We start from the raw sequence: 17,304 nt of genomic DNA, 5'->3' as shown, positions 1-17,304 counted from the left end.
TTTAGGCTATGAGAACCAACCAAACAAGCATAATCATCTCTTACCTTTTGACATCTAGTCTTATGCTTTTCTTATTGGCTTGTAAAAAAACTGAAGACAGCAGCTTTAACAAACAGATAAATACTCACGTTGAGAATATTATTGAAACCGATAAAGTTAATGACTCGTTGAGTAAAAAGTTCTATCAACAAGTTCAGGATAGTATAGCTGTTAATAATATTAATCCATCACTAATTTCACTTTTAGACAGCACAACCTTTTATTATGACAAGGTAAAGGTTAAAGACTTAAATTATTTAAATGAAATTTATAAACTTAATTACTCATTTAGATACTACCAAAATGATGTAGAAAATGCGGTCCTGAAAATAAAGCAGTTCTTAAAGATTTATAATTCTTTAGAGTATAAAGATTATAAAATAGAATTACCAGCAATTGATTACTTGGTAAATGGATTGCTTAGAACTAGTGACTGTAGTGTTGCGATTGATGATTACATAAAGCCCACTGTAAGAAAAATTGACTCTTTAATCAAAACAGAATCTACCCCAGAAAATCTTGAATTTTTAGAAACAGCAAAATTATCTCTTTATCAAAACCATCTTTCCTGTACACAAGTAATGGATAACGGATTTGAAAAAATTAAAGTACTCAAGGAAATTGAACCCCTTTTAACCCCAAAATACAAAGGAAAGGATTATCTGTTTCAAATTCTAGATTTAATCGATAACGTATCAGATACTTATCATGCATTAGGTGATTACGATAAGTTTCAACTTTATCTACACATGTATGAAAACCTACCTGCAGAAAGAGACGCAATAGATAAACAAATCCTCATGGACAGGTACATGATGCATGCAACAAACGTAAAATCTGATTCCCTATTCTTTAAATATTATGATGAATCCAGTCGTATTTATCAAACTTCTAGAAATGAATATCCTGAATTTTCTGATGAATACATTACTATTGCTCACTGGCAAAGGATAGCTTACGAGCGCAAGGCAAGATACCTTTTAAAACATGTTGACTCATCCGATAAGGAAATAGCAACTCTATTACATAAAGCTATTAAACTAGTTAGTAATTTTCAAAATGATAATTACATCAACCCTATTAATGCGTATAAAAACCTTGTCGAGTACCATCTTGCAAACGAAAGAATAGATAGTGCTGTATTTTATTTGAATAAGCATTTAGAAAAATCAAAAACCCTTGAAGACAGTTACCATATAAGAGATAACTATTTTCTAAACACTTTGGTTAAAATACAATCAAGAAATAAAGATTCAATTATCAGAAGTCTAAATGATTACTATGAACATCTAGGCATTTCAAATATCGATTCGTTTATCAATAAACCTGAATTACTTAAAGAAACCTCTTTAAGTGAATCATCTGTAAAAAGGTTTATCAAGCTTGCCCATTCTCTTCATAAAACAGCGACTAACAATCAGGACGACGTATTACTACATAAAAGTAAAGAGCTATTTCTATTAAGTACTGGATTAATAAATCAGATGAATTTAATAGTAAATAATAATAGTAATTATGTAATACAAATTGACAAAATCAATAACGCTCTGGTTCAAATCGATGATGAACTGTCTCAATTAAATGCCTTAAATGAAGACGATATTTTTAAAACGGTAATAGCTTTAGAACAAAACCATTCCGTTGAAATAAAGTTAAAGTCACGGTTGTATAAGAATGTAAAAAATGATTCCGTTCTCCTCAGTTGGCTTTCGCAAAAGTACTCTCTCGAAAAAAGGATAAAGAAAATCTCTCAAGAACAATCTAAGGACTCTATAAGTCAATTTAGTTATCCAACACTGGTTAATGATCTTAATAACGTTAATCAAAACATAGAAGAGAACTATCCTTACCTATCTACTAACAAGCAAGGTCAAATTACCATTTCATCTCTTAAAAGTTTGGCAAGCCAGCAAACCTCTCATGTATACTATAATGGTAACGATGGCCTTTATTTATATTCTGTAAGTCAAAATCCTTATACCATTAGACTACTTAACAACGAGGAGTTTAATAATATAAATCATAGGACCATCCAGTCAATCGCTAATAAAGAGCCGTTACTACCCACAATTAATATTGGCAACAAACAATTTACTAACGTCACAATTACACGATATGGCGCTACTCAAAACCTACCGCTCCATTACTTAGTCTCAAATTATGCTGGTAAAAATATAAGCTATTCATTGCAACTTCAAAGTCATCAATTTGATGGCGATCAAAGACCATCATCTTCACTCATCATTACACCATCTTACACAGATGTAAGCAACAGTCTAGCAGCTGTTATTGAACGATCTGGCTCCTATTCATTACCCTTTGCACGTGACGAAGCAACCTATATTTCTAAATTATTTGACGGTACTCTTTTTATTGATGAAGATGCAACTAAAGAGAAATATATTGAGAACGCATCCAACCACAATGTTCACCATCTCGCAATGCATGCTGTAATTGACGAAGAGAATGATTACGATGCAAGGTTATTATTTCACGGTGAAAACGATGAGGATTTTCTAAATCTAGAAGAAATTTACAAATTGCATTTAAATGCAGATTTAGTAACATTAAGCGCCTGTAATACTGCTTATGGTAAAATAGATCCTATTGAAGGTGCAATGAGTCTTTCTCGAGCATTTCAATATGCAGGTGCAAGAGCAACCATAACTAGTTTGTGGCGTGTTCCTGATAGAGAGACATCGATTATTATGAAGAGCTTCTATTCTCATCTTAAAAAAGGTCAACCCAAAGATGTTGCACTTAGACTAGCTCAGGAAGAATATGTATCTAATCAAGTTGAAGAAGAATTTAAACATCCCTATTATTGGGCTGGTTTCATACTTACTGGAGACACTAACCCTATAATTTATTCAGATTCACCGTTGGAAAACCTATGGTATGTGATTCCTTTCATACTATTATTGATAGTTCTCTATATCACGCTTTCGCGAAAGCGAAAAAAACAATAATCCCTTGTTAACCTATTTCATAGAGATGCCATTAATGGTAAACTAATCTCATGAAAACATTTTACATTTTACTATTAACCACCTTCATTTGTCAAGCTCAATTCTATGGTCCCGATGATTTTAGAATAAGTGATGCTGGAGGATTTGGAAACACTACACCAAGTGTTGACTTTCCTGACATAGCCTACAATTCAAACAACCACACTTATCTTGCTGTATGGGAAAGCGCCGATACAGATTTCAATGGAGTTGTAGCAAATAACAGTCAAATAATTGGACGATTTATCGATTTAAACGGAAATGTACTAGGGAATGATATTCTCATATCATCTTTAAATCTAGGACAAGCTCCATTGGAGAATCGTTTTCCTCGAGTAGCTTTTAATTCCTCAAACAATACTTTTCTTGTGGTTTACCAAGGACAACTCAACGCCAATAAAAGTGAAATTTATGGTGTGGTATTAGATCAAAATGGTTCTATAATATCGAGTGATTATAGAATAACAAATTCCGGCTCTAGTGGAAATTCTTCAATCGATGCACGTACACCAGCTCTTGTATATAACTCCTTGTTAAATGAATATTTTATGACTTATATAATGGTAAGTCAAGCAACAAGTACTGCTAATGGGTCTTTGGAACTTTATGGTCAAAGACTTAATCAAAATGGCTTACAAATAGGCACAAGTTTTCCTATAACCAACTCTGCCAACGGAATACAAACCAACGGATCAATACCCGATGTGATCTTCAATCCCAATGCAAGAGAATATGCTGTTACCTATGTTGCATCACCTATTAATAATCAAGAAGAGGCTTTTGTTACCATTGTTAATGAAAATGGTAATCTAGTTAACCAATATCAGTTAAGTAATAGAGGAAGTATAAACAGCAACAGTTTTGGTAATAAATGGGTAAGAGCTGCATACAGCACGACAGACAATCGGTACATCTTTGTTTATGAAGCTGATAATTCTCGAGCAGGAGAAATAGATGTATTTGGAGTTATCTATGATGATTCCATGAATATTCTAGTCCCTGAGTTTGAAATTAGTCTAGTAGGTGCCCAGTCCACTAGACATTTTGCTGCAGCTGCAGATGTTGATTGGAACCCGAACGACAATACATTTTATGTCGTTTTCAACGCAAATCCTTTTTTCTCAAATAGGTTCGAAAGAGAAATATTCATGAGAACTGTAACCACTACAGGAGTGACAGGTAATTCATTGTTGCGTGTATCTGCAGCACCAGTTAATGCTGATGGAAGTGCATTTTTACCCAGAATAGTTAGTAACGGTCAAGCGGCACTTTTAATTGTGTACAAAGCAGAGGATACTTCAAGTGGAAGTATGATGGTAAATCAAGAATATGAAGTTTATGGACAACTATATGGTAATAGTACCCTTAGCTTAGATGGAAATCAACAATCTCAAATTGAGTTTTACCCTAACCCATCCAAAGACTTTATATTTATTGAAGGAAATGGTGATGTAGAAAAATCGGTTACTATTTCTAGTCTATCTGGAACACAATTACTGCAGCATCATGAAATAAATCAAAACCTCACCAAAATTGACATTTCAAACTTGGCTACTGGTGTATATTTCCTAACGGTAACGTCTAATAATGACATCATTACTTGGAAGTTTATTAAATCGCAGTAGCTTAGACAAACTATATAAATAAAAAAGCTCGCTTGAAGCGAGCTTTTGATTTTTTTAACTAGATACTAATTAAAGTGCATTAACGTGCTTTGCAAGTTTAGACTTTAAATTACCAGCTTTATTAGAATGAATAATATTCTTTTTTGCTAATTTATCAATCATAGATGATACCTCAACATATAATTTTTCAGCAGCTCCTTTATCAGAAGTCTCACGTAATTTTTTGATAGCATTACGAGTTGTTTTGTGCTGGTGCTTATTTCTAAGTCTAGCTGTCTCGTTTCTTCTAATTCTTTTTAAAGCACTTTTGTGATTTGCCATAATCTTTGTAAAAATCGTCTATCTAAAGACTTGTTTTATTGTAGCCCGTAGGGGAATCGAACCCCTCTTTCCAGGATGAAAACCTGGCGTCCTAACCGATAGACGAACGGGCCATTGAGTTTTGCTCGTTTAGCGGATGCAAAAATAAGAGCTTTTTACGATTTGCCAAACTATTAAGTAAAAAAAATGAATAAATTTTTCAAATTATTTTTACTATTCTCAATTTCAATTAATTAGATCCCTAATAAGCCTTAGCAAACAACACCCTTCTTGTACTAGGTTTCCCAGAGAATACGCAAGTTCCTTGTTCTTCCTTAGCATCAAGAGGAATACACCTAATCGTGGCCTTAGTCAGTTCTTTAATTTTATCTTCTGTCTCTGCCGTGCCATCCCAATGAGCACTTATAAAGCCCGTTTTGTTTTCTAAAACGTTTTTAAACTCATCAAATGTTTCAACTTTAGTAATGTGATTATCTCTAAAATCTAATGCTTTATTAAACAATGACTCTTGAATCTCTTTGAGCAATTCTTTCACACGCATCGCTATTCCTTCTGAAGGAACCACTTCTTTAGTCAGGTTATCTCTTCTAGCGAGTTCTACCGTTCCATTTGCTATATCTCTTGCGCCAATCGCAATTCTTAATGGAACCCCTTGTAATTCGTGCTGTGCAAACTTTGCTCCTGGTCTTAAGGTATCTCGATTGTCATATTTAACAGTTACTCCTAGTGACCTAAGATCTTTCATCATCTCATCTGCAACCGTTGTAACTTCCTTCAACTGATCTTCTCCTTTATATATAGGCACTATGACAACTTGATTTGGTGCTAGATTTGGAGGCAGCACCAAACCTTTATCGTCACTGTGAGTCATAATCAAAGCACCCATTAATCTAGTAGAAACTCCCCAAGACGTTGCCCATACATAATCTTGCTTCCCTTCTTTAGAGGTAAACTTAACATCAAATGCCTTGGCAAAATTTTGACCTAAAAAGTGACTTGTACCTGCCTGCAAAGCTTTACCATCCTGCATTAGAGCTTCAATACAATAAGTCTCATCGGCGCCGGCAAATCGTTCACTTTCAGTTTTCAAACCTTTAACCACTGGAATCGCCATGAAATTTTGAACGAAATCAGAGTAAACGTTATTCATTAACTCTGCTTCTTGAATCGCTTCTTCTTTAGTTTCATGAGCTGTATGACCTTCTTGCCACAAAAACTCTGCAGTCCTCAAAAACAGCCTTGTTCTCATTTCCCATCTAACAACATTGGCCCATTGATTTATTAATAAAGGTAGATCCCTATAACTTTGAATCCATCCTTTATAAGTATTCCATATGATCGCCTCACTGGTAGGTCGCACAACCAACTCTTCTTCCAATTTAGCTTGTGGATCTACTCGTAATTTTCCTGGATTTTCAGGATCATTTTGTAGTCTATAATGAGTTACTACAGCACATTCCTTAGCAAAACCTTCAGCATTTTTTTCTTCCGCTTCAAACAGGCTTTTAGGAACAAACAAAGGAAAATAAGCGTTTTGATGACCTGTTTCTTTAAACATACGATCTAATTCTGCTTGCATTTTTTCCCAAATAGCAAACCCATAAGGTTTGATAACCATACATCCTCTTACAGCACTGTTTTCTGCGAGGTCAGCTTTTACTACTAGTTCATTATACCATTTGGAGTAATCCTCTGCTCTACTTGTTAGGTTTTTAGACATTTATTAATTTTTTGGCACAAATATTGTACTTAGATTAGAAGTTTGTTAATCCTTATTATTAGGATAGCAAAACTACTTATTTTTATCAAATGCTATCAAAAAAATCAAAAGTTATGAGTATCAATTACAATTTTAGAAAAAAATGGAAATCAGCGATTTTGTTATTCGCTTTAAGTTTTATGATCATTTCTTGTGGTACCTATAACAACGTTTCGTATAACGATGGCATCTATGGTGAATCAGAATCGGTAAAAGTTGAGAACACTCCTACATATCAAGATGACAGCGCAGGCTACTATGAAAGACTTTTTGAACAAGAAGGTGAACAATTTGGGAGTAACTTTGAAGTCGACAGTGTATTTACTGATGTGGAATCATATTCTGGAGGTAGTTATGATTCTTCAAACCCAGATGCTACAGCTACCTATGGTGGCGGTAATCCTGCATGGGGAGAAAATCCATCTCAAATTAATATAAATTATATAGATAATGGATGGGGTTTAGCACCTGGTTGGGGTTGGAACAATTGGGGATACAACCCAGGATTCGGTTGGGGTTCAGCAAGATGGGGGATTTTTGGTGCTCCTGGCTATAGGTTTAACAACTGGGCCTGGGGTGGATTCGGATATTGGTCACCTGTTTGGGGTTGGAATAACTATGCTTGGCTCAGCTGGAATAATTGGGGATTTTTCCCAGGCTGGGGTTACGGAAATGGTTGGTATACCAATAACTCTGGCTGGGGTTACAACCAAAATAATTTCGCTTATGTTAATAGAGGTAGATCTTCAAGAGGTTACAGCCTAAATTCAAATACAAGAGGTAGAGCTGCTTATGGAAGTCGCAATACCACAAATGGTAGATACTATTCTGGACGAAGCACCTCAAACAGAAGAAGTAGTTCGATATCTAGAAGTAGTAGAACCTCTCGAAATAGTAGTATTTCAAGAACATCAAGAAGCTCTACACGTAGTACCAGAATAGGAACAAGAAGTTCTAGTTCTCGTAGTAGTGGAATGAGATCTGGTAGCTCAAGAACAAGCCGCTCTTCAGGTATGAGAAGCAGTGGTAGCTCTTCAAGATCCTCAGGAATGAGAGGTGGCGGATCTAGTGGTAGATCTTCAGGTGGTGGACGTTCATCAAGCTCTAGAGGTCGTAGAGGATAATTAGAAAGTTAAATTATATGAAAAAGGCAATAATTATAGGCGCGCTCGCACTGGGTGCGCTTTTTTCAAGCGCTCAATCTGTTCAAGAAGGACTTACTTACACTCCACAAGATATATTTGGAACAGCTAGATTTAGAGCTCTTAGCGGAGCAATGGGATCATTAGGAGGCGATTTATCTGCAATTGGAGTAAATCCTGCTGGTTCAACAGTATTTGCAAATAATTACGTTTCATTAAGTTTAAATGTATTTAATCAAGATGCCGACACAGATTACTTTGGAAGCACTTCAAATGACGGCAGTACTGATGTAACTATTAATCAAGTAGGTGGTGTCCTAGTTTTTGAAGGCAACAATGAATCTGGCGTTACTAAATTTTCTCTAGGTATCAATTACGATGCTTTAAGAAATTATGATACTAGGCTCTTTTTTAATGGTGTAAGTGACACTTCTATTTCTCAATATTTCTTGAATAACGCTAACGGTATTACTCTTGACAATTTACAGTTACAAAATGGAGAAACAGTAAGCGGTCTTTATAGGTTCCTTGGGGAAAATGTAGGTTTTGACGCACAACAAGCCTTCTTAGGATATGAAGCTTTTATAATAAACGCTGTTGATGATACCGACCCAAATAATATTGATTACGTATCAAACACTGGTAATGGTCCATACAACCAGACATATTTTGAAGACTCTAATGGGTATCAAAACAAAACATCTTTTAATGGAGCTTTAGAAATTGATAATAAATTTAGCTTAGGTCTTAATGTTAATATTCATTATTTATTTAATGAAAAGTTTACTCGCGCAACCGAAAACAGCAATGGTAATGTTTCTAGAACTAGATTTGACAATGTATTAAGAACAGACGGTAGTGGTGTAAGTTTTCAATTAGGTACGATAGCAAAGGTTACAAAGCAATTTCGACTAGGCCTGTCTTATGAGTCACCAACATGGTATACTATTGAAGATAACTTAGTTCAGGAGATCGAAGCATCAGGAGCCAACATTAATGCTATAGTTGCTCCTAGGGTAGAAAACTTATTTGCCCCTTACGATTTAAGGCTTCCAGGAAGTTGGACTGCAAGTGCTAGTTATGTTTTTGGCAAAAAAGGGCTTATAAGTCTGGACTACGGCATAAGAGATTACACGAATATGAAGTTTTCTCCAGAAAACGATTTCATTTTTTCTCAAAACAACCAATTTATTTCCAACAATCTAGACACAGCTACCACTTTGAGAATAGGCGGAGAATATCGCGTTAAAAATTGGTCACTGCGTGGTGGTTATAGAATGATTGATTCGCCTTACAAGGATAAGAGTATTATGGATGATCTTACAGGTTATAGTTTAGGTTTGGGATATTCATGGGGAAATACAGTTCTAGATTTGTCTTATGATTACTCCGAACAAGATTTCACTCAAAACCTTGCTTCTGGAGGATTAGACACCTCTGGGAACGCACGAAACAGCCTAACTAATATCGTATTAACCTTAGGGTTTAATCTATAACAGGTTAACTCTTAACAAGAAAAAAGCTGCATTTCCAATAGATGCAGCTTTTTTTATACCTAGGATTAAATGATTTTTATAATTATTGTGCTTGGTAGTGTTTAGTTATTACGCTTTCGCGAAAGCGTAATCAAATAAATAACAAGCAGTTTTAAAACCTAGTAAGCAAAAGCCCGCATTTTAAATGCGGGCTTTAATAATGTATACCATGAAGAGATTATCTTTTTAAAGCAAAGTGTCCAGTAGCCTCTGCGGATTGTCCTTCAAATTGATATTCAATTTTAAACCAATAATCAGAACTTGGTAAAGGCTCTCCATTAAAAGTTCCGTCCCAACCAGGACCATCGGTTGCTATTTGTTTTAGGAATTTCCCATAACGATCAAAAATGTATACCTGTGTTCCTGGTAGTCTATCACCTCCAATAATATTCCAAGTGTCGTGATACCCGTCTGCATTAGGAGTAAAATAATCAGGATATCCGTATACAAACACCTCTACAACTACTTCACCACAACCAGTTCGTTCTGCAATTGCCATTGTGTGAGGTCCAGGACTTACGTCATTAAAGTATGGTGAATTTTGGTAAGGACCACCGTCTAAACTAAACCAATATTGATCTGGACCTTCTGTAGTTATAAAAATATTATGTGAAAAATCAAAAGGGTCTGTGGTAACCTCAACATCATAGGAAAGAGGAATTCCCGAAAAACGTACATTAGTACTTTCAGTTTGTTGACAGCCAGTAAACAAGTCTGTCACTACCACTTCATAATCTCCATCTTCTGTTGCATTCAAAAAGGAATCTGATGCACCAGCTATGATTGTACCATTTCGAGTCCATTCAAAAGAATAATCTTGATTATTAAGACCTGTATCAAGTAATTCAGGTCCATTTATAAGAACTCCGTTTTCATCTCTACACAAAATATATTGCGGCAGTAATTGTGGATCTGGCAAATCATTAAACAATAGATCTAAAGTGGTAAATCCTTCACAGCCTAAACCTGGGATTTCAACCCTAACGAATACAGTTGTATCACCGCTAAAATCATAATTAGCATTTAATGGGTTAATACCATCCTGGGCGTCTTGAGAGGTTTCATGGAAGGTTACATCACTTGTTTGTCCTCCTGTTATCTCTGGGATAGCAGTAGTTAAATCTACCGTAGCTATTCCAGTTCCATCATCACATGATTCAAGTGGTGTCGCAACAAACGCATTAGGCGCTGCAAGTGCCTCTATTTCAAAAGTACCCACAGCAAAACAACCGGTTGAAGCATTTTCTAATCGATAATGAATGGTTTGTGGATTAAAAATATTATTGTAACTGTTACCATCTAATGGGTTTGTTTGTGAAACAGCATCGGCTTGTGACTCATAAAATGTCACTACTGCCGATTGACCGTTAGCTATTTCTGCAGTGCGATCGCTTAAAGAAAACATACCTACACCATCATTATCATCGTCACATACTTCAAGATCTGAAACCGCAACCGTTTGTGGAATTGGATTTACGGTGATGTTGAAACTTGATGTATTTGAACAGCCTGTTGTATTATTCACTACACTAGCGTAAATCGTTTCAGAAGTGGAAGTATTTGAATAATTGGTATTTAAAGGATTAATAGCTGAATCTGCATCGGTTTGAGATGCATGATAAGTTATAGTATAATCAGCAGGATTTAAACCATTCAATATCACGGCATCGTTTTGAGATAAGTCAAAAACTTCTATACCATCTCCTGAAATATCATCACACAATTCTAAATCATTACCATTAATAATAGAAGGAGCTGGATTAACAATTATATCAAAATTAACTGTCGAAAAACAGGTCGCATTTACTACACTTTCCATTCTTACATAAATGGTCTCTGTAGCTGCAGTATTATCATAACTTGTTGAATTTAAAGGATTGGTATTTGAATCAGCATTAGCTTGAGAAGAAAAGTAAGTTATCACATAATCTGCTGCGTTCAATCCGTTTAAAATTGCCGCATCTTGTGAACTTAAGTTAAAATTCTCAATGCCGTCGTTAGAAGGATCATCACAAACCACTAGATCTGCAGGACTTGTTGCCACCGGTAACTCATTAACAACAAGATTAAAACTACCTGTTGTAAAACACGAACCATTAGGCACACCTTCTACCCTTACAAAAATTTGCTCTCCTCCTATTATACTGTTTGTATAAGAACTTGGAGAAGCTATAGCATTAGTCGCAGCATCAGCATCTGATTGAGAAAGATAGTAAGTTATCAAAACATCTACTGGATTTTGTCCATTTAGAATATCAACTTCTTGCGAGGTCAAATCAAATATTTCAATACCATCGTTACTTGTATCATCACAAACAATCATATCCTGTGCTGTATTAAAAACACCTAAATAATCCACTTGTAATGCGAATTGAATTACATCAAAACAAGCGGTATTGCTAGAATTTTCTAACCTAGCATAGATTGTTTGCGGATTTGAAGTATTTGAATAAGCTGTTGAGTTAGTAATTGGATTTGTATTTGAAGTAGCATCGGCCATTGATTCAAAGTAACTAACATTTCCAGTTGTTACCGTTTGAATACTGGCGTCTTGTGAGGTTAGATCAAAAACTTCTACCCCATCATTACTTGCGTCATCACAAACCACCATATCATTTGGCGTGGTTGCTACTGGTAATTCATTAACCACAATATTGAAACTTCCTGTAGTATAACAAGCAGCATTAGGCACGCCTTCTACTCGTACAAAAATTTGTTCACCACCTACAACTCCATTAGTGTAAGAAGAAGGAGTTGCAATAGCATTGATATTAGCATCTGCATCGCCTTGAGAAAGGTGGTATGTTATAGTAACATCTGCTGGATTTTGACCATTTAAGATATCAATTTCTTGAGTAGTTAAATCAAAGATTTCTATTCCATCATTAGTGACATCATCACACACAACCATATCAGAGGCTGTATTATACACTCCTAAGTAATCAACTTGTATTGCAAATTGTGCTACATCAAAACATGATGGATCAATAGGGTTTTCCAATCTAGCGTAAATAATTTGAGGATTAGAAATATTAGAGTATCCAGTTGGGTTAGTAATAGCGTTTGTATTTGCAGAAGCATCTGCCAGAGTTTCAAAATAGGTAACGTTACCACCAGTTACCGATTGAACATCTGCATCTTGAGTAGTAAGATCAAAAACCTCAATACCGTCATTGCTAGCATCATCACATACCACTATATCGTTAACCGGACCTGTAATGGTTTGATTAACTGTTATATCAAAAGGCAATACTGCGTTACAAGAAGGATCAGCAGTGCTCACAATTCTTATCCAAATAGTTACAGTACCAGAAGCTTGGTTATAAGGAAGCGGTATAGGATTTGCTCCAGTTGTAGCATCTGCTTGCGAGGTGTGAAATGTCATCGTAAAATTAGTTCCTACCGTTCCACCGCCGCCACCAGACAAGCTACTATTTACATAACCTTGCAAATCAAAATTAACAAGAGCCGTACAGCTGTTAATATCTGGAATGGTTACTGTTCCAAAGTCTATAATCGACACTTGAAAACCAGCTGGATCTACTTCAATACAACTATTTGCTAGGTTTGTAATAGAGACATAGACAGTCTCTGGAGAAGTAGTTGTTACGTATGCACTAGGATTTGCAATAGGATTAGTTGCGTTCTCTGCGTCGTTTAAGGTATTATGGTAAGCGACTGAAAAATCGGCAGGATTTAAACCATTTAATACAATAGGTGTATTAACCGTAAGGTCAACAGCGGTAGTACCTAAAGTTCCACATTCAACAATGTCATTTGGTGCAGCATCGAGAATTTCCTGTTCTACAGTTATACAAACCTGTTCTGTATAAATACAACCAAAGCTGTCCGTAAATTCATAAGTATAACAGTTCAGACCTTCAGTAGTAGGTGTTACTGTTATCACATCACCATTTGTTGCTGTAATAGAAGGATCTGGCAACCATCTCGTTGCGCTACTACCAGGTGTAAAGTTGAACTCACCTGGTATTATTGCTGGATCAAAAGTAATACCCCATTGAAAAATATAACCGTTGTCGGAACCTAAATTATCTACTATATCTATACACCACTGACCGTTTAATGGACTTCCTATTAAATTAGTATAAGGATCAAATGGAAGATAATCACCAGCAGGAATAGTCGCGTTTGCAGCTGCGGCCTGAGCCCATGTTTGTGTCGCTGCTCGTTGTTCGGTAAAATAGTATAAAAATCCTCTTCCAGGGCTCAGGTCTGAGTCATTATCTATTGGGATTCCTAAAAATGTTCCGCCACCATTAGAATATTGATGAAGAACTGCTGTTTGCCCATTTGGAGAAATTATAGTTACCTCTAGATCTCCTAAATAGGAATGCTCCATTTCTAAGAAGATATCTACGATATCAGATGCATTAGTTACCACTGCACCTGGAGTAAAAATATCAACATTTATACAGGTTTGATAGGAAACACCACTACCATCAGGAAGGAAAGTTTGTCCTGCGACAGGTGGAGTTGGGTTTATCGCAAATTCAACCGGTGTGACCACTCCAGTAATGTCGGTACTATCTCCAAAACAAATGGTGGTGTCATCAGGTTGAGTACCCGTAAAATCAGGATCTGTTGAAACAAAGATTATTAAGTCTATTTCCTCTCTATCAGTACAGCCAATATTATCAGTTACAGTAAATTGAACGTTGTATATTCCAGGACTCGCATACGTTTCACTCACCATTTGCCCAGTTACTGTTCCATTACCATTTCCTAGATCCCACTCGTATGTTGCTCCTGTTCCATCTAAACTAAAAGTTGCGCTTCCGTCAAAATTCACAGTAGTACCTTGACATATTCTTAAAATTCCGTCTGCATCGGTTGCTGGAGTTGTTGTAATAGAAGGCGTTATTGTTTGACAAGGATCAAAACAACCTCGCGTCGCTCTCCAACCTGCATTATTCGTATTTGTACCATCGGAAACAAAGGTAATAAACAAACAACCGGTCGAATTAGTAGGAGATGCTTCTATCACTCCTGGCGCAGTAGTTGTATTTGATGCAGTGTAAAGAACAGGTGCTGTATTATCATCACCGTCATAAATAGTTAAAACATCATTAGGACCTATATCAATAAGTCCTATATTGAATTGCATTCTATCTGTCGGAATAATAGGGCATAAAATAAGTTCACCATTTTCATTATTTCCATAATTTCCTGCAGGACCGCCACTATCATTTAAAAAAGCATTGTTACAACCTACATATCTCTCAGTTGCATTGGCGGGCATATTAATAGTTTGAACCTGGCTGTATGCTGTGATTGCCACTGTAAAAAAGAGCAAACTCAACAAGAGTTTTTTAATAGAAATCATTGCTTTGAACTTAGATTAAATCTTGAGTAAGTAACAAATATCTTAATTTTCATTAACATAGCGTTAACTGTAAGCTAATTATTAACACGCCTACCACTCTAATTAGTTAAATTAAAGACCTTAGTTGTATCTTTGCAACCGCATTTTAACGCTTTTAAAGCGATAGTATTTTATGAAAGTAGAAGATCTTTTGGATGATATAAACGACCACGATCACTCATGGTCCAGTGAAGAAACACCGCTACGGGAAGACGCTTTTAGTCTTACCGATGAGGAAAAGATAGAGAGTATTAAAAAAGATGTTCATAACATCTTACAAACATTGGGAATGGACATGACCGATGACAGCCTGCAGGGAACACCTAAAAGGGTTGCAAAAATGTTTGTTAATGAGATCTTTGGAGGATTAAGACCCGATAAAAAACCAAAGGCAAGCACCTTTGACAATAAATACAAATACAATGAAATGTTAGTCGAGAAAAACATAACATTGTATTCTACCTGTGAACACCACTTACTACCTATAGTAGGACGTGCTCATGTTGCCTACATTTCAAATGGAACTGTGGTTGGACTTTCAAAAATGAATCGTATTGTAGATTATTATGCTAAGAGACCGCAGGTGCAAGAGCGATTAAATATCCAAATAGTGAGGGAACTTCAAAGAGTTCTTGGAACAGAGAATGTTGCCTGTGTGATTGATGCAAAACACCTTTGCGTAAATAGTCGAGGTATTCGCGACATTGAAAGTAGTACCGTTACGGGTGAGTTTGGAGGCGAATTTAAAAAGCCAGAAGTAAAAAAGGAATTTCTAGATTACATAAGTCTAGAAACCAAATTCTAGAATCACCTTCTTTACGTGATAGTTTGTTATTGATTACGCTTTCGCGAAAGCGTAACATCTAATATCTTTACCTTATAAATCAACATTATGGAATTATACCAAAGCAATGAAGTAAAGCTTTACAATTCACTTAATGGCCAGAAGGAAGTTTTTACTCCTATAACGCCGGGAAGAATAGGTATGTATGTATGTGGACCTACTGTTTACAGCAACGTACACTTAGGGAATTGTCGTACTTTCATAAGCTTTGATATGATATTTAGGTATCTAAAGCATCTAGGATATAAAGTTCGATACGTACGTAATATTACCGATGCTGGCCACTTAACAGATGATGCGGATCAAGGAGAAGACAAAATATCCAAAAAAGCTAGACTAGAAAAGCTAGAACCTATGGAAGTGGTACAGCAGTATACCCTAGACTTTCATAATGTAATGAGGCAATTTAATGCCTTACCACCTAGCATTGAACCTACTGCAACTGGACACATTGTTGAGCAAATTGAAATTATCAAAAACATCATTGACAAAGGTTATGCGTATGAGCGTAACGGATCTGTCTATTTTGATGTCGTTAAATTCAATACTGATCATCGTTACGGAAAATTAAGCGGCAGAAATCTAGAGGATATGATCGCAAACACACGTGACCTTAATGCTCAGGATGAAAAAGAAAATGCTCAAGATTTTGCCTTGTGGAAAAAAGCAAATCCAGATCATATCATGAGATGGCCTAGCCCATGGGGTGATGGTTTTCCCGGTTGGCATCTAGAATGTACTGTAATGAGCAGTAAATATTTAGGAGACACCTTTGATATTCACGGTGGTGGAATGGATCTTAAATTCCCACATCATGAATGTGAAATTGCTCAAGGTGAAGCAGCACACGGTTGTAGTCCTGTAAACTATTGGTTACATGCTAATATGCTGACTCTTAATGGCAAAAAAATGTCAAAATCAACTGGAAACAGTATTTTACCTAAAGAACTATTTACCGGTGATAACGACTTCATGGAAAAAGGTTTTTCACCTAGTGTAGTGCGTTTCTTCATGATGCAAGCTCATTACCGATCTGTTTTAGATTTTAGTAATGATGCTATCCTAGCGGCTGAAAAAGGTTATAATCGTATTAATGAAGCTATTACTTTATTAGACAAATTACCCGTTTCTCAAACTAGTAGCTTTTCCATTAATGAATGGAAAGAGAAATGTTATGCAGCAATGAACGATGACTTTAACACTCCTATCCTAGTAGCAGAATTATTTGAAGGAGCGAGTTTAATTCAAAAAATTAACAGCGGTTCAGAATCTATAAATCAAGAGGACTTAACCGTATTGCAGCAAACTTTCAGGGATTTTTTCTATGATGTTTTAGGTCTAAAAAGTTCTCAAGAATCCTTAATTGGTGATGAAACAGAACACTTAGATAAAGCTATGCAATTGTTAATTGATTTAAGAGCACAAGCTAGAGCAAATCGTGATTTTGCAACAAGTGACAAAATCAGGGATCAATTACTAGAGGCTGGAATTCAACTTAAAGATGGTCCAGACGGAACTACTTATACCTTATAAGCGCTTAGACTTAAAGCTATCTTGATATCATCGTTTTTTAAATGATTATCATTATAGTTGATTAAAGGGATTACTATTTATGCATAGTTATAAATAGTTCTAAACTAGAAATTAA

At 35.8% G+C, this 17,304-nt stretch carries 9 protein-coding genes and 1 tRNA gene; 6 read left to right on the top strand and 4 right to left on the bottom strand.

The genetic code is table 11. The annotated features are described in order from the left end of the window. The first annotated feature begins 8 nt into the window (after window positions 1-8). Both I5168_RS06160 and I5168_RS06155 read left to right on the top strand, forming a co-directional pair. The gene (locus I5168_RS06160) at window positions 9-3,008 is read left to right on the top strand and encodes a CHAT domain-containing protein (RefSeq protein ID WP_431472709.1); all 3,000 of its coding nucleotides are present in this window, start codon (window positions 9-11) and stop codon (window positions 3,006-3,008) included. Window positions 3,009-3,058: 50 nt separating this feature from the next. Next, window positions 3,059-4,672: a T9SS type A sorting domain-containing protein gene (locus I5168_RS06155; protein WP_431472708.1), complete on the top strand. Its 1,614-nt coding sequence runs from the start codon at window positions 3,059-3,061 to the stop codon at window positions 4,670-4,672. Window positions 4,673-4,741: 69 nt separating this feature from the next. On the opposite strand, the gene rpsT is transcribed toward I5168_RS06155, so the two are convergent. From rpsT to proS, 3 genes are all read right to left on the bottom strand, one after another. After that, window positions 4,742-4,993: a 30S ribosomal protein S20 gene (rpsT, locus tag I5168_RS06150; protein WP_042277382.1), complete on the bottom strand. Its 252-nt coding sequence runs from the start codon at window positions 4,991-4,993 to the stop codon at window positions 4,742-4,744. A gap of 41 nt (window positions 4,994-5,034) precedes the next feature. Next, a tRNA-Glu gene (locus tag I5168_RS06145) sits at window positions 5,035-5,106 on the bottom strand. 128 nt (window positions 5,107-5,234) lie between these two features. Beyond that, window positions 5,235-6,713, bottom strand: a complete 1,479-nt coding sequence (gene proS / locus I5168_RS06140; protein ID WP_338351058.1) for a proline--tRNA ligase — start codon at window positions 6,711-6,713, stop codon at window positions 5,235-5,237. 113 nt (window positions 6,714-6,826) lie between these two features. On the opposite strand from proS, the gene I5168_RS06135 reads away from it, so the two are divergent. Further along, entirely contained in the window at window positions 6,827-7,876 is a 1,050-nt protein-coding gene (locus I5168_RS06135; RefSeq protein ID WP_431472707.1) for a hypothetical protein, read from the top strand. Between the two features lie 17 nt (window positions 7,877-7,893). After that, entirely contained in the window at window positions 7,894-9,390 is a 1,497-nt protein-coding gene (locus tag I5168_RS06130; protein ID WP_431472706.1) for an OmpP1/FadL family transporter, read from the top strand. Between the two features lie 217 nt (window positions 9,391-9,607). On the opposite strand, the gene I5168_RS06125 is transcribed toward I5168_RS06130, so the two are convergent. Beyond that, on the bottom strand, window positions 9,608-14,689 hold the full coding sequence (locus I5168_RS06125) for a T9SS type B sorting domain-containing protein (protein ID WP_431472705.1): 5,082 nt from the start codon (window positions 14,687-14,689) through the stop codon (window positions 9,608-9,610). Window positions 14,690-14,945: 256 nt separating this feature from the next. Between I5168_RS06125 and folE the strand changes: the two genes are divergently transcribed. Beyond that, the gene (gene folE, locus I5168_RS06120) at window positions 14,946-15,617 is read left to right on the top strand and encodes a GTP cyclohydrolase I FolE (RefSeq protein WP_042277377.1); all 672 of its coding nucleotides are present in this window, start codon (window positions 14,946-14,948) and stop codon (window positions 15,615-15,617) included. An 87-nt stretch (window positions 15,618-15,704) separates the two neighbouring features. Further along, window positions 15,705-17,189: a cysteine--tRNA ligase gene (gene cysS, locus I5168_RS06115; protein WP_167342492.1), complete on the top strand. Its 1,485-nt coding sequence runs from the start codon at window positions 15,705-15,707 to the stop codon at window positions 17,187-17,189. The last annotated feature ends 115 nt before the right edge of the window (window positions 17,190-17,304 follow it).

Source organism: Nonlabens sp. SCSIO 43208 (assembly GCF_050703575.1).
GTDB lineage: Bacteria > Bacteroidota > Bacteroidia > Flavobacteriales > Flavobacteriaceae > Nonlabens > Nonlabens tegetincola.
The sequence above is the reverse complement of the archived record's forward strand: the minus strand, read 5'-3'. Positions and strand labels throughout refer to the sequence as shown.